The organism is Rickettsia sp. 109562A South Dakota, from assembly GCF_055791265.1.
Genome location: NZ_CM147703.1, coordinates 808,447 through 826,220 on the forward strand (window position 1 = coordinate 808,447; position 17,774 = coordinate 826,220).

The following is a 17,774-nucleotide window of genomic DNA, read 5'->3' on the forward strand; positions in this document are numbered from 1 at the left end:
TTTCTTTTGGGGTAGTAAATAATTTGTAGATTCTTGCTTTTAGCGGCGTTATTTATGTCATTCCCGCGAAAGCAGGAATCCAGAAGAAATAATCTTAGATATTGGTACAAAAATACATATTTGATAAAATAAACATATATAAAAAATAAGTTTTTTATATATGTTTTACTGGATTCCCGCCTACGCGGGAATGACATCGCACGCTTTTTTTAATCCATGCAACACTGCCAACTCGCATTAACCCATTTTCTTTAACTCATAAATTAGCTCAAGTGCTTCTTTAGGGGATAGTTTATCAGGATCGATAGTTCTAAATTTTGCGTCTAATTTGCTGCTTATAGTAGTTTTATTAGGTTCGAGGTTAAACAAACTCAAATTATTTGATTCCGTCGATAAGATATTTTTTCCTTTACCGGTAGAAGTTTTTTCAAATTTAAGCAGAATCTGCTCAGCTCTATTTATAACGCTCGCAGGAAGACCGGCTAAGGCTGCAACATGAATACCATATGACCTATCGGCGGCACCTGAGATAATATTATGTAAAAACAGAATATCTTTACCTGACTCCTCAATAGCGATAGTATAATTTTGCAAAGCCGGCAGAAAATTACTCATAACGGTTAGTTCATGATAATGTGTAGCAAAAAGACAGCGGCATTTCAGCTTATCATGGATATATTCAAGTACTGACCATGCTATAGATACGCCGTCGTAAGTGGAAGTGCCTCTACCTACCTCATCAAGTATGATTAGTGAGTTTTTTGTAGATTGGGCAAGAATTGCCGAAGTTTCAAGCATCTCTGCCATAAATGTCGATTGTCCCTTAATTAAATCATCGGCAGCACCTATTCGGCTAAATATTTTATCGACTACTCCTATTTTGGCACTTTTTGCCGGTACAAACGAACCTATTTGAGCAATGATTGCAATAATGGCATTTTGTCGTAAGAAAGTACTTTTGCCTGCCATATTAGGACCGGTAATTAACCAAATACGCTCAAACTCCGATAATCGGCAGTCATTATATACAAAGCTTTTGCTTTCTCGCTGCAGTGCTTTCTCTACTACAGGATGTCGTCCTTTAACGATATCAAAACTTAAATCATCGGTAAATTCAGGCTTAACATAATCATATTCATCAGCGATATAAGCAAAATTACAAAATACGTCAAGTCCGCTTAAAGAGCTTGCAAGCATTCGTAAATAAGGAGCTTTCTCGATTACTTGCCTACAAATATCCGTATATAATTCTTTTTCTAAGCTTATTACTAAAGTCTTAGCATTGACTAGGTCACTTTCAAGCTTTTGTAATTCATTAGTAGTATAACGTACGCTGTTAACTGTTGTTTGACGGTGAATAAATTTAGGATCGGTAATTTTATTAGCATTTTTAGCAGTTATATCGATAAAAAGACCTATAACATTATTATGGCATATTTTTAATCTATCTATACCCGTTTCTTTGCGATATTGATCTTTGAGCTTTTCAATATGTAATTTTCCGTTATTAATTAAATCATGTAATTGTGCTACTTTCGGATGATATTCATGTTTTATTATACCGCCTTCATTTAAGTTGTTTGGAGCATCTTCCCGTATTGTTGCCTCTATTAAATTATATAATTCTTCGTTGCCTGTGAGAGGTTTAATAATTTTTTCAATAAAATCAGGTAAATTAAAACCGTAAACATCACAAAATACTCCTTTAATAATCGTCGCCGTTTCTAAAGTATATTTAATACTAAGTAAATCACGACCTGAGCTTCTATTCATTGTAATACGGGTTAAGCAGCGTTCTATATCGTTGGTTTTTTTTAAGTATTTACGGGTTTTTGAAACTATTTCCGGATTAGAATAAAAGAAATCGGTAATATTTAAACGGTGATTTATTTTGGCAATGTCGGTTAAAGGACTAGAAAGAAAATTATATAATAAACGTCCGCCTTGTTTAGTAACCGTATGATTAATGGTGCTTAGTAAACTTCCTTTCGAGCTGCCTTGTGCGTTTGTTACAATTTCAAGGTTGCGTCTAGTTGCAAAATCAATAGTCATATAGCTATGAAAATTGATAATCCTAGGGATCGGCAAATGAGGGATATTTTGTTTTTGCGTTAACGATAAATATTCTAAAATGCTACCTATAGTACAAATTTGACCGCTAGATATCTCGCCAATTCCTTTAATATCTTTCATTTTATAAAAATCTAAAATAATTTTTTCACATTTATTAACCGCAAAAAAACTATCTACTTGATAGGTAATACGAAAATTTAATTGTTTGAAGATATTATCTGCAAGATGAGAAGATCTTAGATTCTCGCTAAGTAAAATTTCACGAGGTTTTAAACGGGCAAGTTCATTAAGAATTTCGGCTTCCGGTACATTAACTACAAAAATTTCAGAAGTAGAAAGATCAACATAACAAAGGCTAGCTGTTTCTTTATTTTTCGGTATTACAAGACTTGCTAAATAATTAGGCTCAGCTGAAGCAATTAAATTTTCTTCAATTATAGTACCTGGGGTTATAATCCTTGTAACGTCTCTACTAACTACCGCTTTATAACCGCCTCTATTTTTTGCTTCTTCAGGTGTTTCGAGTTGATCACAAATAGCAACTTTATAATTTTCTTCGATTAACTTAGTTAAATAGTTCTCAAGAGCATGATAAGGTACGCCGCACATTGGGACTTCTTCTTCACCGTTTTTGCCTCTTTTTGTTAGAGCTATGCCAAGTACGTTACTTGCAAGAATTGCATCCTCATAGAACATCTCATAAAAATCACCCATTCTAAATAATAGTAAACAATCTAAATGAGCAAATTTAATGTCTAGATATTGTTGCATCATTTTCGTTGCAACATCATAATTATATTTTTGTTTAAACTCTTGAAGATTCATATTAAGCAGCATCATACATTTCCTTTCTTTGAAGAATCGTATAAACACGCTTCTTCAAAGAAGCTTTAAAATAATGAGTAATAAAGGTGAAAAGCGGTTTCCACCTTTATTACAAAATTTATTTTTTATTTGTTATCTTTCATACTCTTCATTTATTCGGAGTACATATTGGTTTATCAAAATATATAGGAATGTCTCATTAAGTTAAATATATATTTTTGGAGAAAAATTACAGAACTTAAATCTAATTATAATGCTGCATTATTAAATTATTTCTGCTATTATTAATTTATACTGAAAATATTTAAATTAGATCATTATGAAAACACAGCTTGTAGTGCTCACTAATAGAGGGCAAATGACAATTCCAAGTTATATTAGAGAGAAGTTAAATTTATCTACAGGAAGTAAGCTAGAGCTAATAGTACAAGATAATTCTTTTATGGTAATACCTATAAATAAATCAGTTAAAAACTTGAAACATATTTTACCAAAACCTAAAAATACTCTAACTATAGATGCAATGAATGAAATTATTAAAGGTTCATATGATAGGAATTGATACAAATATTCTAATTCGTTACTTAACCGAAGACGATAAAGTACAAAGCATCAAAGCTATAGAATTAATAGAAAAATATTCCGGTAAAGAAAATTCAATATTTATAAATAATATAGTTATATGTGAATTAGTTTGGGTATTAGAAAAAGGCTATAAATATTCAAAAGAGCAAATAGTTTTAGTACTAAAAGAAATATTTAGTACAATTGAATTTAGTTTTGAGAATCAACAAGTTTTATGGTTATCTGTTTTAGAATACGAAAATTATAAAACAGATTTTTCCGATATATTAATAGGTAAGCTAAATATATTTAATGGTTGTAATTATACTGTTACTTTTGATAAAGCTGCAAGCGAACTAACAATGTTTAATAGTTTATAAAATTACTTTATCTTTAATAAGCGGGTGCTATGTCTGCCGCCTTCAAATTTAGTGGTTAAAAACCTATCTATAATATCAAATACTATTTCATGATCTATGGTTTTTGCACCGAGTATTAGGATATTGGCGTCATTATGAGCTTTAGCATTTTCGGCAGTTAATATATCATTGCATAAAGCGGCTCTTATTTCCGAGCTGCGATTAGCAGCTATAGACATACCTATCCCCGTATCATTAATTAAAATACCGATAGGTGCTAATTTTTCAATAATAGTATCTACCACTTTCTTAGCATAATCAGGATAATCAACGGTTTGTGTGTTATTTGTTCCGCAATCATAAATCTTTAAAGATTGCTGTTCTAAATAATCGATAATTTCAGACTTAAGCTTGTAACCTGAATGGTCACTAGCTATGACAATATTATAAGTTTTCATAGTTAATTTTTTGATGGAAAATAATGATAAAAATTATATACTATGTAAGATTTGTTTTCTAATGTAAATAATAGTTTTGTTAAATATATGAAATATCCTGTTGCACTTAGTACTATTATATGTTTTTGTTTGATTGCTTGCGTTGATCAGCCACCTGCTCCAATTGAGTATAAAGTGGGGGCTATTACTGCAAATAATAATCCTACCGAACTAGATCACGATGAGGGATTAATAGTGCAAAGAACTATGGAAGATACTACTACATCAGAAAAAGTTAGCGGTATACTCGAAGAACCAAAGGCAAAAATTATAGAAGATGATAATGATGATATTGAGATCCCTATATCTCGGCATGAAGGCGAAGATGAAGAAGTGATAGAACAATTAAACTTTGCAAAACCGTTAAACGGGGTAATTATTACCGAGTTTAAAGCCGGTAAAAGTAAAGGGATAGATATTGCAGCTAAAGAACATAGCGAAGTTAAATCTATAGCTGCAGGAACGGTAATATATTCAGGTTTTAATAAACAATTCGGTAATTTAGTAATAGTTAAATTAGATAAAGACGATCTAGAAGTAGCATATGCTAATTTAGACGATTTATTACTTAAAAAAGGTGATAAGGTTGCTAAAAATAGTGTTATCGGGCATGTAGAACATAAGTTATATTTTGCTATGCGTAAAGACAAAGTAGCAGTTGATCCAAGCAAATATATACCTGGCCTAAATGAATAATAATAGTATTTTAGATGGGAGATTTTGTTACTCTTACCAAATACGGCGAACCTCAAAATGTTATAGTAAGGAGAAGTGCTAAAGCTAAAAATATAGCTATCCGAATTACGTCTAAAGGGGCAGAGCTTGTATTACCTCTTAAGGTAAAGGCCGAAAAAGGTCATAATTTTCTGTTAAGTAAAGAATATTGGGTTAGGCAAAAATTACGTCGTAATGTAACTGAGATACCAAAGGATGAAGATAAGATTTCTATTTTAGGTAAATCTTATGAAATAATACATATTGATGCGTCTAAAAATCAGATAAAACTAAATGATTCTATATTAGAAGTGTATTGCAGTAGGGTACTAAAAAAACTTAGTATAGAAGTATTCCTTAAAAAGAAATTATTAGCAGAAATAAAAATAATAGTAGAGAATATATCCAAAAAACATAATTTGACTTATTCCAATATTAGAATAATGGAAAATGTTACTCGTTGGGGAAGTTGTTGTAGTAGAGGAAACCTTGCTTTTAATTGGCGAGTAGTTTTCGCTCCCTTTGAAGTACTGAAATATTTAGTAGCTCATGAAATGGCACATTTAAAAGAAATGAACCATAGCGAAAATTTTTGGCAGCTAGTTGAGGATATATATCCCGAATACCAACCGGCAAAATTATGGCTGAAAAGAAACGGTAAGAATTTATATAGTTATTTGTCATGAGGGGTAAGGTTTGCCTGTGTGGATCAAGAAAAGTACTGGATGTCATACCGTGGCTTGACCACGGTATCCAAAAAATAATTAAAAAAAAACTGGATCCCGCGATCAAGTCGCGGGATAACATTAGAGGTTACTGGCTTCCTGCTTTCGCAGGAATGACATAACAACGTAATACTTGCAACAAAAAATACAGAGGATAGAATGCACAACACCACAAAAAGAGTAGTAGTTCCGGCACTTGAAGAAATCTTATACGAGCCTATAAAAGTGTTAGATCACGGCTTTATTAGAGTTATTGACTATATGGGAGATGATAGTGCTATAGTACAAGCAGCACGTGTTTCTTACGGTAAGGGGACGAAGCAGTTAAACCAAGATCAAGGGTTAATAAATTACTTACTGCGACATTATCATACCACCCCTTTTGAGATGTGTGACATCAAATTTCATATTAAACTACCGATATTTATTGCAAGGCAATGGATTAGGCACAGAACAGCTAGTGTTAACGAATATTCGGCAAGATACTCTATTTTAGGCAATGAATTTTATCTACCTGAACCGGCAAATATTGCTTCGCAATCTGCCGTAAATAAACAATGTAGAGAGGGCGATAGTTTACCAAAGGACATAGCAGAAAAAGTATTAATGATTCTCGAAAAAGATGCTAGGCAGTGCTACGGGCATTATACGGAGCTGATGAATGCCGATGAAGAGGGTAATATTATAGATGAGAATGCTATAGGGATAGCAAGAGAACTTGCCCGTATGAATTTAACTTTAAATTATTATACTGAATGGTATTGGAAGATTAATTTACATAATTTACTTCATTTTTTAAGGTTGCGTGCCGACCCTCACGCTCAATATGAAATTAGGGTTTATGCCGAAAAAATGCTTGAGATAGTCAAAGTTTGGGTACCTTTTACTTATGAAGCTTTTGAGGAATATCGTTTGCAGGGAGCAAATATTTCACGTAAAGGTTTGGACGTAATTAAAAGAATGATAAAAGGTGAAAAAGTTACTCATGAAACTAGCGGTATGACTCAAAGAGAGTGGGAAGAGCTGATAAAGATTTTTGGGTAGTTGATTTTTGATGTCATACCGTGGCTTGACCACGGTATCCAGAAAAAAATTACAAAAGACTGGATCCCGCGATCAAGTCGCGGGATGACAACTGATTTACCGTTCCACGCAAAAAAGCTTTCGCGGGAATGACATAAGGTTATTCAACAACCCTAACGGAATTTGATAAAAAGGAGTATTTTGAGTGAGAAATATTATATATTTTATACTATTATTATTTAGTTTTACGGGTTATGCACTTGAAACAATAAACATTGAGCATGGGCGAGCTGACCCTACACCTATAGCAGTAAATAAATTTGATGCTGATACTTCTACTGATGATATAGTAGGTCATGATGTGGTTAAAGTTATCTCTAATGATTTAAAGCTTTCGGGATTATTTCATCCTATTTCCTCTGCATCTTTTATAGAAGAGAAGACAGGAATAGAATATAAACCGCTTTTTGCTGCGTGGCGTCAAATTAATACTAGTCTTTTAGTAAACGGTGAAGTTAAAAAACTAGAAAGCGGTAAACTTAAAATTAGTTTTATATTATGGGATACGTTGCTTGAAAAACAGCTCGCCGGTGAAATCCTTGAGGTACCGGAAAATTTATGGCGAAGAGCCGCACATAAAATTGCTGATAAAATTTATGAAAAAATCACCGGTGATTCCGGTTATTTTGATACCAAAATAGTGTATGTATCAGAAAGCAGTTCTTTACCAAAAATAAAAAGAATTGCTTTGATGGATTATGACGGGGCTAATAATAAATACCTTACCAATGGAAAGTCACTAGTACTAACCCCAAGGTTTGCCCGTTCAGCGGATAAGATCTTTTATGTTTCATACGCAACTAAAAGAAGAGCACTCGTTTATGAAAAAGATTTAAAAACAGGAAAAGAAAGTATAGTCAGTGATTTTGCCGGTATATCTTTTGCTCCTAGATTCTCACCGGACGGTAGAAAAGCCGTAATGTCGATAGCTAAAAACGGCTCAACCCATATTTATGAAATCGACCTTGCTACTAAACGGCTTCATAAATTAACTGACGGTTTCGGTATTAATACTTCTCCTAGCTATTCACCAGACGGTAAACAAATTGTGTATAATTCCGATAGAAACGGTGTTCCTCAATTATATATTATGAATTCGGACGGTAGTGATGTTCAGCGTATTAGTTTTGGCGGAGGTTCTTACGCTGCTCCTAGCTGGTCTCCTAGAGGAGACTATATAGCATTTACTAAGATTACTAGAGGAGACGGAGGAAAAACTTTTAATATCGGAATTATGAAAGCATGCCCCCAAGATGATGAGAATAGCGAAAGGATAATAACAAGCGGATATTTAGTCGAAAGCCCTTGTTGGTCGCCTAACGGACGAGTTATTATGTTTGCTAAAGGTTGGCCGTCAAGAGCTCAAGCTCCGGGAAAAAACAAAATTTTTGCAATTGATCTAACAGGTCATAATGAAAGAGAAATTATAACTCCTGGGGATGCTTCCGATCCGGAATGGTCTATGGTGCTGAATTGATTAATAAGTATTGTTGCATAGATCGGAAAACGGTTTGATGTCCATCCCACGACTTGATCGCGGGATCCAGTCACAATACTAAAATTATTAGTGTTTCAAGTTGTTTTTCTGGATGCCGTGATCAAGTCACGGCATGACATTTACTTCTCTACTATGTTTTAAAATAAACTTTTTTATTTTTTCAAACGCCGTATTCTCTATTTGTCTAATACGTTCCTTAGAAATATTATACTCATTGCTTAGAATATCTAAAGTTTTAGGAGTATCTTTTAATTTACGCTCTGTTAAAATACGAAGCTCCCTATCGTTTAAAATCTTCATAGCACTTGCTAGTAAGTTCTTTTTAGTAGTATAATTTTGCTTATTAATAGCCATAGCTTCGGGAGTAGGGCGTGTTTCCGGTAATAATTCTATTAGCTCTCCTGATTCTGCATCGTCACTATTTATAGAGTTATTTAACGATAAATCAGGACCTGAAATTCTAGTATTCATTTCGGAAACTTCATTAACCGAAACGCCTAGCTCATCTGCTATTTGTACAAAATCATCGGTAGTAATAGCCCTTGAATATAAATTAGTAATTTTATGCTTAACTTTGTTAAGGCTAAAAAATAACTTTTTTTGTGCAGCTGTTGTTCCCATCTTTACTAATGACCAAGATTTTAATATATATTCTTGTATGGCGGCTTTAATCCACCACATAGCATATGTTGATAGGCGAAAACCAAGTTCAGGGTTGAATTTTTTTACTGCCTGCATTAAACCTATATTACCTTCTGAAACCAATTCGGTAATAGGAAGACCGTACGTCCTATAGCCGCTTGCAATTTTCGCAACAAGCTTAAGATGACTAGTTACTAATTTATGTGCAGCTTGTAAATCATTGTCCTCTAAATAGGATTTCGCTAATAGAAATTCTTCTTCTTGCGTAAGTGAAGGGATTTTATTGATTTTCTGTAAATAGCTATAAAATCCTGATTCGCTAGAGATTGCTAATGCATTAATATTATTAGTCATACTAACCTTAAAAAACTATTTTCTTTATACTAACATATATATTATCTAAAATAAACTTTTTCTAGAGTATTTTTAAATCAAATCCAATAATGTCTAAAAAATCTAATAGAAATTTTGCTTTTTCCTTACTAGGCTTAATAATCAGTATGGTGTTACTCAGTTTTGCTTCCGTACCTATTTATAATTTATTTTGTAAAGTTACAGGATATGGCGGCACTACTGCAAAAGAAACGGTGAGTGTATATTCTAAGACAAAAGGCACTAAACCTATAATTATCGAGTTTGATGCTAATGTCGATAAAAACTTGCCTTGGCGTTTTATCCCAAGGCAACAAAGAGTGCAAATTGTTCCAGGGCAGAATACTCTAGTGTTCTATGAAACAGAAAATCTAAGCAATAACGATATAATAGGGACATCCGTATATAATGTCACTCCTAATAAAGCAGGAAAATATTTCGTAAAAATTCATTGTTTTTGTTTTGAAGAACAATTATTAAAAGCCGGTGAAAAAGTCTTAATGCCGGTTACGTTTTATATAGATAAAGATTTTGAGTTTGATCCTGAAATGCAAGACGTTAAAGTACTTACCTTATCTTATAGTTTTTTTAAAGTTCGAGATGTTAAATTTAATAAATAATATTTAACCCTAAAAGAAATCTTTACAATAATTTACTTTTTATCTATATTACATTTCGCAAAATTAAGAATTAGTTTTGTACATAGAATTTAATAATATCAGGAGTTTCATATGAATATTAAATCTTTTTATCGATTTAGAATTTTCTCATTAACAGATCTTTCTTTAACTATGATAAATAACGTAACTAATAAAATTTATGCAAAAAATAATATTAAATCACAAAAATAACCGTATTGCTAAGTCAATTTACTCTATTATTTCTCTCTCATATCAACTTATCGCTACTTTCACATTTTTTTATACATCTCTGTTTTCTTTTAGCCGATTTAGCCGCTAATTCATCTTAATTATTCAGGCTCTGTGAAGATTTCTAAAAAGATTTAATTTTGATTATTTTTTGCTGCAAATTATAAGATTTTTTTGAAATAGGAGTAGCTATTCCTTCAAAAATCTTATTAATTTTCGCTAAAAAATACCTCAAAATAGCAAATCCATTAGACATCTTCACAGAGCCTATAAATTCTAATTTTTTATTACTTATGTTTTTATAAGGCTTAAATATGAATATTATAAAAAAGCTCTACGAGCATACCTATGCTTGTACTAGCCGTAATAGTATTGATTTAACACTTTTTGAAAATCCTTTAGGTCCATCACCTAAAGTTATTACTGCTATTGCTAAAACTGCATCAGGTATTAATACTTATCCAAATGAAGATAGGTTAATTGAAGCTCTTGCTAAACATCATAATATCAGTAGCACTAATATTATAGTTGGGGCAGGAGCAAATCAACTACTTGAAGATGCGTTGAAAATATATGCTTTAAATCAAGGCATTATTGTGCCGTCAGTCACTTTTCCTGAATCTGTAGCATGTATTACAACCCTTGGTGGATATACCAAAACTATTCTGCTTAAAACTGATTTCACTTTAGATTTAAAAGCCTTATTCACGGGACTAGAACCGGATATTGCACTAATACATATATGCAACCCTAATAATCCGACAGGAATTTGGCATAATCCAAGAGAATTAATTTCACTTGCTGATGATTTGACTGTGCCGCTACTGATTTCAGAGGCAGGTGCTGATTTTATAGGTGATAGTATTCTTAATCATGAAATTCATGAAAACATTATTTTAGTACGATCTTTCTCAAAAGCATATGGTCTTGCAGGGCTTCGCATGGGCTATATCGTTGCTTCAGAAGAAAGAATTAATTACATGAAAAGACGGTTAGGTTCTTATCGCACTAATTCACTTGGAATTGTAGGGGCCATCGCTGCTTTACAAGATTCTAAATATCTTAATTCGTCAGTAAATTATTTATTACAGGAAAAATTATATCTGATGGATTCGCTGAAAGCTTTGGGTTTTGAGGTAATTCCTTCACAGAGTCAAACTTTTATAGCTAAGGTGCCTAAATATTTTAGCAATGCTACTACTTTCTGCCAAACCATTGCAAAGCATAATATAGCAGTAGTCAACTGTAGTTTGTATGAAAGGCTAGAGCAATATATTCGTATTGCCCCGCAAAAACATCATATTAATAAACAATTTATTTTAACTTTAACAAAAATTATAAGAGATTTGTATGAAAACTAAAGACAATATTTCCATAGAAAACGCTTTATCACTAGTTAGTTATGATAATATTAATATTTCACAAGAAAAGCCAAATATATGTATGGGTATAGGCTTGTGGTCAAAAAAAATGGATTAAGTATCGGGCTACCTATCGATGTAATGCAGATGTTAATGACTGCTACAATTTTGTGTAACAAAAATCAAGGTAATAACTCAAAGTTAATTATTATTCTTGCTGATAGTATGGCAAAAGAAGAGAGAGCAGATATTAATGAATTAAGGAGTTGTATTGACGCCTATAAGAAGGCTCTTAGTAACTTGCTAGATATGCTAAAGATGAAAGAAGATACAGAAATAATTCGTTTATCTAACTTGGAAGACAATAAAGACTATGAAAATATATGTGAGAATATTAAAAGTACTGAAAAAGCACAATGGCTAACTAACAATGATCCAGGACATTCAAAATATATTATATCTCAGACAGCTATTATTAATTATTTACATATACACAAAAATGTAGGAGTAAAAATTGGTTGGATTTATAAGGAATCTAAAAATCAACTTAAAGGTCTTACTAAACCAGAAGTATTAAATAAATGGGATGAGTTAAAATTTGATAGATATTATGAAGATATTTGTCCTAATGAAAATCTTAAATTGCTATATTGTAGTGCAGGAATCGAGAAACTAAATAAAGGCAATATTCAGGAAGCATGCCCGTATATTGCTTATTCTAAAGATAGCCGTTATATCTTAGGTTATAGCAATACACAAAAAATACCAAAGAATATAACAAAACAATGGAATTGGATTCCTAAAATTTTATTGGAATCACAAATAAGTAATAATGATGTTTCAACTATTTCTGATATGCTGAATTATTGGCTAAATTATGATAATGATGTTGAAATTTTAGGATAAATCTTGGACTATGGATGGCTCTCTATCCATAGTCTTTATAATCCAACATTCTCGATAACCCATTTACGAAGTCTAACAACCGGCGGAGTATTTATAAGAGCGGTAGAAGGTAAAACTTTACCGTTAGTATTAAAATTAATTATAGGTTCTATACCATATATGCTATACCAAGGCTTTAACGGTGAGCTATTTGAATATTTACGGTGAAACCAAGATAAAAAAGGCATTGTTTCTTCATACTCTATTACTTTAACCGATTGTGGATTTTTGTGATATATAAGGCTAAGTACTGATTGATCGGAATGATGCCATTTATATTCATCATAATTAGGATAAATATTATAATTTTTACCTGAAAGTATTCTAATATCTTCGCAACTTTTTAGCCATTTTTCAATAAAAGAACGAGAAAGCTCGGTATTACGCACAATAATAACGGCACTCCAAATGTGATCGGCATTTCTGCATTCGTCATTAAGACAATCCATTAAAGCAAAAGTTTCGCCTTTAACAAAACTACCGTTTTTACGATTGCGATCATGTACCAGTAATACATCATTATCGCCTAAAAGATTTGTTAAATTACTGATATGCTTTTTAATAACAAACGCTGAATCTAAATATACTATAATAGCTCCTTCCGGTGCATTTTTCATTGTTTCAAGTATAATATAAGGCTTCCATAGCCATAAACCTGCTCCTGCAGGTTCATTAAAAATTTCTTGGTTTTTTTCTATAAATATTTGGTTAAGGTGTTTTTTCTTATAGTGAAATATGAAATCTATACCTTTATTAATTGCATAATGATTTGTTGCATTCTGATTACGATAAACATATTCAGGGCCATCGGCATAAGAAACTAAATAAATAGGTTCTTTTATAGAATTCTGAATAGATAAATCTACTTTTTGTAGTGATAAGTCATTAATAAAACCTTGCCGTGCATATTCTAAAATAATCAGTATGAAATAAATTGGTATTAATGTAACAACTGTTTTGTATAATATTTTAAATAACATATAATTTTTTAATTCTTTAGGCTACGTCAGTTAAAAATGCTATAATTAGCATTTTTTTATTTTTTTGCTGGATTGCCACGCTCCGAGCAAATGCTCGCAATGACGAAATCGATAATTATTAGACAATACTAATTATAGCATTTTAATATATAAAAAGATAGTGTTGTAATTTAATTATAAATCTAGTATAATTTGCTGTTTGTTTTAGGTTCTTATGATTAATTTAGGGGATAAGCAGTCTACCATAGTTGTTGCAATGTCCGGCGGTGTTGATAGTTCGGCAGTTGCAGCAATGCTGCATGAACAAGGATATAACGTAATAGGTATTACCTTGCAGCTATATGATCACGGTATGGCAGTAGGCAAAAAAAATGTCTGTTGTGCCGGTCAGGATATTTACGATGCTAAAATGGTAGCGAATAAGCTGGGTATTCCTCATTATGTACTTGATTATGAGAGCAAATTTAAAGAGTCGGTAATAGATAATTTTGTCGATAGCTATTTACAAGGTGAAACACCGCTTCCGTGCGTGCAATGTAATAAATCGGTAAAGTTCAGGGATCTAATTAAAACGGCTAAAGAGCTTGGAGCAGCTCAGCTTGCTACCGGTCATTACGTACGAAAAATAGACGGTGATAACGGAGCGGAATTACATACAGGGCTTGATCCGGCAAAAGATCAGAGTTATTTTTTGTTTACAACAACTAAAGAGCAATTAGAATATTTAAGTTTCCCTCTAGGGGGGCTGACTAAGGATGAAACACGAAAGCTTGCTAGTAAATTCGGGCTTGAGGTAGCGGATAAGCCTGACAGCCAAGATATTTGTTTTGTACCTGACGGAAATTATAAGAGTGTAATAAATAAAATACGCCCGGGTAGCAGCGAAAGCGGTAAGATTATTCACGTAAACGGATTTGAGCTAGGAGAGCATAGCGGTATAATTAATTATACTATAGGGCAACGTCGAGGGCTTGGTGTAGCTTATAATGAGCCTTTATACGTGATAAAGATTGATCCTAATAATAATATAGTATATGTAGGACCGGAATCCGCATTAAACGTGCAGGAATTTATAATTAAAGACGTGAATTGGCTTGCAGATGAGATTAAAGATAACAAGAAGCTAGAAGTAGCCGTTAAAATTCGCTCAACAAGACCGCCTCGTTTAGCCGAAATAAGTAAACTCGGTGACGATAAAATGAAAGTAAAATTTTTATCCGAAGAAAAAGCCGTTGCCCCTGGGCAAGCATGCGTTATTTATGCCGGCGAGAGGGTACTTGGCGGCGGCTGGATTACTAGGGATATCATTGTCACCCCGTGACTTGATCACGGGGTCCAAAAAAAAATAAAAAAGACTGGATCCCGCGATCAAGTCGCGGGATGACTGACACCGAAAAGAACTGGATTCCCGCCTACGCAGGAATGACATCAAACTAATAATTATATAATAAAACAATACGGAGAAACTAATGAGTTTTTTAAAGAAGAAAAGTTTTGAATCTGTAAAGGAGATAGGTAGCTCAAGCGGTCTTAGCAAGACGCTTGGAGCGTTCGATTTAATATTACTAGGTCTTGGTGCAATGATCGGTACCGGTGTATTTGTCGTTACCGGTATAATTGCTGCTAAATACTCAGGACCTGCAGTAATGCTATCTTATGCGATTGCAGGTATTACCTGTATTTTCGTAGCACTTGTTTATACCGAACTTGCCGCAATGCTTCCGACTTCCGGAAGTATTTATACTTATTCCTATGTAGCATTTGGCGAAGTATTCGCCTGGATGATCGGTAGTGTTATAATATTAGAACTTGGCGTTGCTGCGGGAATAGTAGCTGCTGGTTGGTCCGGTTACGTACAGGGAATACTTGCGGCTGGTGGAATTAACTTACCGAAAGAGCTAACTACAGTACCGACAAACGGGGGGATAGTAAATCTACCGGCATTTTTAATTTCAGTATTTATTGGGTTTATTTTATATTTAGGTACTAAAGACAGTAAGCGACTAAATGCAATTTTAGTTTTTATAAAAATGGCTGCAATATTTGTCTTTATACTTGCTGCTGCTCCACATTTCGATGCTACTAACTGGAGCAATTTTATGCCGTTCGGTTTTAGTAATGTTTTAGTAGGTGCATCTATTTTATTCTTAGCTTTCACAGGCTTTGGAACGATTGCAACCGCAGCTGAGGAATGTAAAAATCCAAAACGTGATATAATGATCGGTATTATAGGCTCGCTTGTTCTAACGACTATAGTTTATGTAACGATGGCAGGACTTGTTACCGGTATTGCACCTTTTGATCAGTTAAATAACGATCAACCGCTTGCTTATGCTTTAACTATTAATAATAGCAAGATTGGCTCTGCTATAGTTGCAACTGGTGCTGTTTGCGGTATGATGACGGTGTTAATGATGAATATATATGGAACGTCACGTATTTTCTATGCGATTGCACGTGACGGTTTACTACCGAAAAGTTTTGCAAAACTACACCCAAAATATGATAGCCCATATATTACGATTATAATATTTGCGTCTCTTGCAGCTATCCTTGGAGGATTTTGTTCTACGGAATTATTAACGCAATTAACTTCAATGGGAGCACTTATTGATTATATAACCGTCACAATAATAGTGGTATTATTTAGGATAAAGTTATCTGATGCACAAAGACCTTTTAAATGTCCTTTAGTATTTATTATTGTACCGTTTATTTTAATTGCTTGTGCATATTTACTATTTATTCAAATATATGACGGTGAATTTAATCTATTAACGGCAGGTCGTGCATTAATATATTGGTTTATTACAATATTTGTTTTATATATTGTAAGATCATTTTTTATGAAAAAAGAACAAAATTAGGTGTTACATGTCATACCGTGATCAAGTCGCGGGATGACAATAAAAGTTATTGGATTCCCGCTTTCGCGGGAATGACATAGAAAACTAATACCAAAAAAACAAAATTAAACAAATGCTAGACAAACTCCAACCGCTTCGTGGAATGAAAGATCTTTTGCCGGATGATTATAAAATGCACGACTATATAATTAATAAAGCAAGAGATGTTGGAGTATTATACGGCTATAAACAAATGAGTACTCCTATCCTGGAGTATACTAAAGTCTTCAATCGTTCAATGGGCGAAAGCTCTGACGTAATCAGTAAAGAAATCTACAGTTTTTTAGATAAAAGCAATGAATCTGTAGCTCTTAGACCTGAGTTCACGGCCGGTATTATAAGAAGTTTTATCTCAAACGGCTTACAACATAAATTACCCTTAAAGTTCTTCTCTACCGGTCCTGTTTTTCGCTATGATAGACCGCAAGCAGGACGTCAAAGACAATTTCACCAACTAAATTACGAATATATCGGAGCTAAAGGAGCAATTACCGATGCCGAAACTTTAAAGTTAGCGGTAGACATACTTAAAGCACTCGAAATAGAGCAGGATACTACCTTAGAGCTTAACTCTCTTGGATGTAGTGAATCAAGAAGCGTTTATCAACAAAAATTGGTGGAATATCTAAATGATTTTAAAAATCAGTTATCAGAAGAGAGTAGAGTAAGGCTGATCAAAAATCCAATGCGGATTCTTGATTCTAAAAGCGAAATTGATCAAAAAATAGTAGCTGCTGCTCCGATCTTGTCTGAATATTATACCGATGAATCCAAAGAATATTTTGAGGAGTTAATAAAATATCTCGATATTTTAGGTGTGAAATATAGAATAAATCCACGTTTGGTTAGAGGGCTTGATTATTACTGCCATACTGCTTTTGAATTCACGACTTCAAAGCTTGGAACGCAATCTACTATTCTGGCCGGCGGACGTTATGACGGGCTTGCTAAAATCATGGGTAATAACGATGATATGCCGGCTATCGGTTTTGCTGCTGGTATTGAGCGAATTGCTTTAATGCGAGAATATAATGTATCTTCATTAAGTCTAGTAGTTGTATTACCTATAGGTGAAAATAATATTTATTATGCTCTAGAAATTGTAGATAAATTGCGAACAAAAAATATTGCTACTATTATAGAACCCACCGGTAAAATAGCTAAAAGAATGCAGCGTGCTTCAAATGAAAATGCTAAATTTATTATTTTCATAGGTGACGAAGAGCAAGCAAATAATAATCTCAAACTTAAAGATTTAGAAAAACAAGAAGAATATATACTTGATTTTGCAAAAGCTCTTGAGTTATTGAAGAAGTATTAAATTTTCTCAATCATTTCTGAATTTAACCCTAACATCTATA

Annotated in this window: 17 protein-coding genes; 13 read left to right on the forward strand and 4 right to left on the reverse strand. The window is 33.1% G+C overall.

Annotation, left to right across the window (positions count from 1 at the left end):
• Window positions 1-237: 237 nt before the first annotated feature.
• On the reverse strand, window positions 238-2,910 hold the full coding sequence (mutS, locus tag ACIAS7_RS04495; RefSeq protein ID WP_473199415.1) for a DNA mismatch repair protein MutS: 2,673 nt from the start codon (window positions 2,908-2,910) through the stop codon (window positions 238-240).
• Window positions 2,911-3,217: 307 nt separating this feature from the next.
• Between mutS and ACIAS7_RS04500 the strand changes: the two genes are divergently transcribed.
• Both ACIAS7_RS04500 and ACIAS7_RS04505 read left to right on the forward strand, forming a co-directional pair.
• Entirely contained in the window at window positions 3,218-3,460 is a 243-nt protein-coding gene (locus ACIAS7_RS04500; protein WP_473198375.1) for an AbrB/MazE/SpoVT family DNA-binding domain-containing protein, read from the forward strand.
• Window positions 3,447-3,842 (forward strand): PIN domain-containing protein, encoded by a 396-nt coding sequence (locus ACIAS7_RS04505; RefSeq protein WP_473198376.1) that lies wholly within the window; start codon window positions 3,447-3,449, stop codon window positions 3,840-3,842. Before ACIAS7_RS04500 ends, ACIAS7_RS04505 begins: the two co-directional genes overlap by 14 nt.
• A 2-nt stretch (window positions 3,843-3,844) precedes the next feature.
• Here the strand turns inward: ACIAS7_RS04505 and rpiB are convergent, their stop codons facing one another.
• A complete protein-coding gene (gene rpiB / locus ACIAS7_RS04510) occupies window positions 3,845-4,279 on the reverse strand; it encodes a ribose 5-phosphate isomerase B (protein WP_473198377.1) in 435 nt (144 codons plus the stop codon).
• Between the two features lie 51 nt (window positions 4,280-4,330).
• On the opposite strand from rpiB, the gene ACIAS7_RS04515 reads away from it, so the two are divergent.
• From ACIAS7_RS04515 to tolB, 4 genes are all read left to right on the forward strand, one after another.
• The gene (locus tag ACIAS7_RS04515; RefSeq protein WP_473198378.1) at window positions 4,331-5,014 is read left to right on the forward strand and encodes a murein hydrolase activator EnvC family protein; all 684 of its coding nucleotides are present in this window, start codon (window positions 4,331-4,333) and stop codon (window positions 5,012-5,014) included.
• A 14-nt stretch (window positions 5,015-5,028) separates the two neighbouring features.
• Complete coding sequence (locus ACIAS7_RS04520) at window positions 5,029-5,718, forward strand: M48 family metallopeptidase (protein WP_473198379.1); 690 nt, start codon at window positions 5,029-5,031, stop codon at window positions 5,716-5,718.
• A 198-nt stretch (window positions 5,719-5,916) separates the two neighbouring features.
• Window positions 5,917-6,801 (forward strand): FAD-dependent thymidylate synthase, encoded by an 885-nt coding sequence (thyX, locus tag ACIAS7_RS04525; RefSeq protein ID WP_473198380.1) that lies wholly within the window; start codon window positions 5,917-5,919, stop codon window positions 6,799-6,801.
• A 184-nt stretch (window positions 6,802-6,985) separates the two neighbouring features.
• The gene (tolB, locus tag ACIAS7_RS04530) at window positions 6,986-8,317 is read left to right on the forward strand and encodes a Tol-Pal system beta propeller repeat protein TolB (protein ID WP_473198381.1); all 1,332 of its coding nucleotides are present in this window, start codon (window positions 6,986-6,988) and stop codon (window positions 8,315-8,317) included.
• A gap of 126 nt (window positions 8,318-8,443) precedes the next feature.
• Here the strand turns inward: tolB and rpoH are convergent, their stop codons facing one another.
• On the reverse strand, window positions 8,444-9,334 hold the full coding sequence (gene rpoH, locus ACIAS7_RS04535; protein WP_473198382.1) for an RNA polymerase sigma factor RpoH: 891 nt from the start codon (window positions 9,332-9,334) through the stop codon (window positions 8,444-8,446).
• Window positions 9,335-9,423: 89 nt separating this feature from the next.
• On the opposite strand from rpoH, the gene ACIAS7_RS04540 reads away from it, so the two are divergent.
• From ACIAS7_RS04540 to ACIAS7_RS04555, 4 genes are all read left to right on the forward strand, one after another.
• Window positions 9,424-9,972 carry a cytochrome c oxidase assembly protein gene (locus tag ACIAS7_RS04540; protein ID WP_473198383.1) on the forward strand — a complete coding sequence of 183 codons (549 nt, stop codon included), beginning with the start codon at window positions 9,424-9,426 and terminating at the stop codon, window positions 9,970-9,972.
• Between the two features lie 563 nt (window positions 9,973-10,535).
• Entirely contained in the window at window positions 10,536-11,582 is a 1,047-nt protein-coding gene (locus ACIAS7_RS04545; protein WP_473198384.1) for a pyridoxal phosphate-dependent aminotransferase, read from the forward strand.
• On the forward strand, window positions 11,572-11,700 hold the full coding sequence (locus ACIAS7_RS04550) for a hypothetical protein (RefSeq protein WP_473198385.1): 129 nt from the start codon (window positions 11,572-11,574) through the stop codon (window positions 11,698-11,700). The genes ACIAS7_RS04545 and ACIAS7_RS04550 overlap by 11 nt, the downstream gene beginning before the upstream one ends.
• Window positions 11,679-12,488, forward strand: coding sequence for a hypothetical protein (locus ACIAS7_RS04555; RefSeq protein ID WP_473198386.1), 810 nt, complete (start codon window positions 11,679-11,681; stop codon window positions 12,486-12,488). The genes ACIAS7_RS04550 and ACIAS7_RS04555 overlap by 22 nt, the downstream gene beginning before the upstream one ends.
• Window positions 12,489-12,523: 35 nt before the next feature.
• Here ACIAS7_RS04555 and ACIAS7_RS04560 read toward each other — a convergent pair whose 3' ends face one another.
• Entirely contained in the window at window positions 12,524-13,507 is a 984-nt protein-coding gene (locus ACIAS7_RS04560) for a hypothetical protein (protein ID WP_473198387.1), read from the reverse strand.
• A 214-nt stretch (window positions 13,508-13,721) separates the two neighbouring features.
• On the opposite strand from ACIAS7_RS04560, the gene mnmA reads away from it, so the two are divergent.
• The 3 genes from mnmA to hisS all read left to right on the forward strand — a co-directional run bounded on the left by mnmA (window position 13,722) and on the right by hisS (window position 17,734).
• The gene (mnmA, locus tag ACIAS7_RS04565; protein ID WP_473198388.1) at window positions 13,722-14,828 is read left to right on the forward strand and encodes a tRNA 2-thiouridine(34) synthase MnmA; all 1,107 of its coding nucleotides are present in this window, start codon (window positions 13,722-13,724) and stop codon (window positions 14,826-14,828) included.
• Window positions 14,829-14,976: 148 nt separating this feature from the next.
• Complete coding sequence (locus ACIAS7_RS04570; protein ID WP_473198389.1) at window positions 14,977-16,374, forward strand: amino acid permease; 1,398 nt, start codon at window positions 14,977-14,979, stop codon at window positions 16,372-16,374.
• A gap of 112 nt (window positions 16,375-16,486) precedes the next feature.
• The gene (hisS, locus tag ACIAS7_RS04575; protein WP_473198390.1) at window positions 16,487-17,734 is read left to right on the forward strand and encodes a histidine--tRNA ligase; all 1,248 of its coding nucleotides are present in this window, start codon (window positions 16,487-16,489) and stop codon (window positions 17,732-17,734) included.
• Window positions 17,735-17,774 lie beyond the last annotated feature (40 nt).

Excerpts from the sequence above, each read along its gene's own strand:
- ACIAS7_RS04540 (WP_473198383.1), top strand. The coding sequence starts at position 9,424 with ATGTCTAAAAAATCTAATAGAAATTTTGCTTTTTCCTTACTAGGCTTA.
- rpiB (WP_473198377.1), bottom strand. The coding sequence starts at position 4,279 with ATGAAAACTTATAATATTGTCATAGCTAGTGACCATTCAGGTTACAAG.
- ACIAS7_RS04570 (WP_473198389.1), top strand. The coding sequence starts at position 14,977 with ATGAGTTTTTTAAAGAAGAAAAGTTTTGAATCTGTAAAGGAGATAGGT.
- mutS (WP_473199415.1), bottom strand. The coding sequence starts at position 2,910 with ATGCTGCTTAATATGAATCTTCAAGAGTTTAAACAAAAATATAATTAT.
- ACIAS7_RS04500 (WP_473198375.1), top strand. The coding sequence starts at position 3,218 with ATGAAAACACAGCTTGTAGTGCTCACTAATAGAGGGCAAATGACAATT.
- thyX (WP_473198380.1), top strand. The coding sequence starts at position 5,917 with ATGCACAACACCACAAAAAGAGTAGTAGTTCCGGCACTTGAAGAAATC.
- ACIAS7_RS04560 (WP_473198387.1), bottom strand. The coding sequence starts at position 13,507 with ATGTTATTTAAAATATTATACAAAACAGTTGTTACATTAATACCAATT.
- mnmA (WP_473198388.1), top strand. The coding sequence starts at position 13,722 with ATGATTAATTTAGGGGATAAGCAGTCTACCATAGTTGTTGCAATGTCC.
- hisS (WP_473198390.1), top strand. The coding sequence starts at position 16,487 with ATGCTAGACAAACTCCAACCGCTTCGTGGAATGAAAGATCTTTTGCCG.
- ACIAS7_RS04550 (WP_473198385.1), top strand. The coding sequence starts at position 11,572 with ATGAAAACTAAAGACAATATTTCCATAGAAAACGCTTTATCACTAGTT.
- ACIAS7_RS04545 (WP_473198384.1), top strand. The coding sequence starts at position 10,536 with ATGAATATTATAAAAAAGCTCTACGAGCATACCTATGCTTGTACTAGC.
- ACIAS7_RS04505 (WP_473198376.1), top strand. The coding sequence starts at position 3,447 with ATGATAGGAATTGATACAAATATTCTAATTCGTTACTTAACCGAAGAC.
- ACIAS7_RS04520 (WP_473198379.1), top strand. The coding sequence starts at position 5,029 with ATGGGAGATTTTGTTACTCTTACCAAATACGGCGAACCTCAAAATGTT.
- rpoH (WP_473198382.1), bottom strand. The coding sequence starts at position 9,334 with ATGACTAATAATATTAATGCATTAGCAATCTCTAGCGAATCAGGATTT.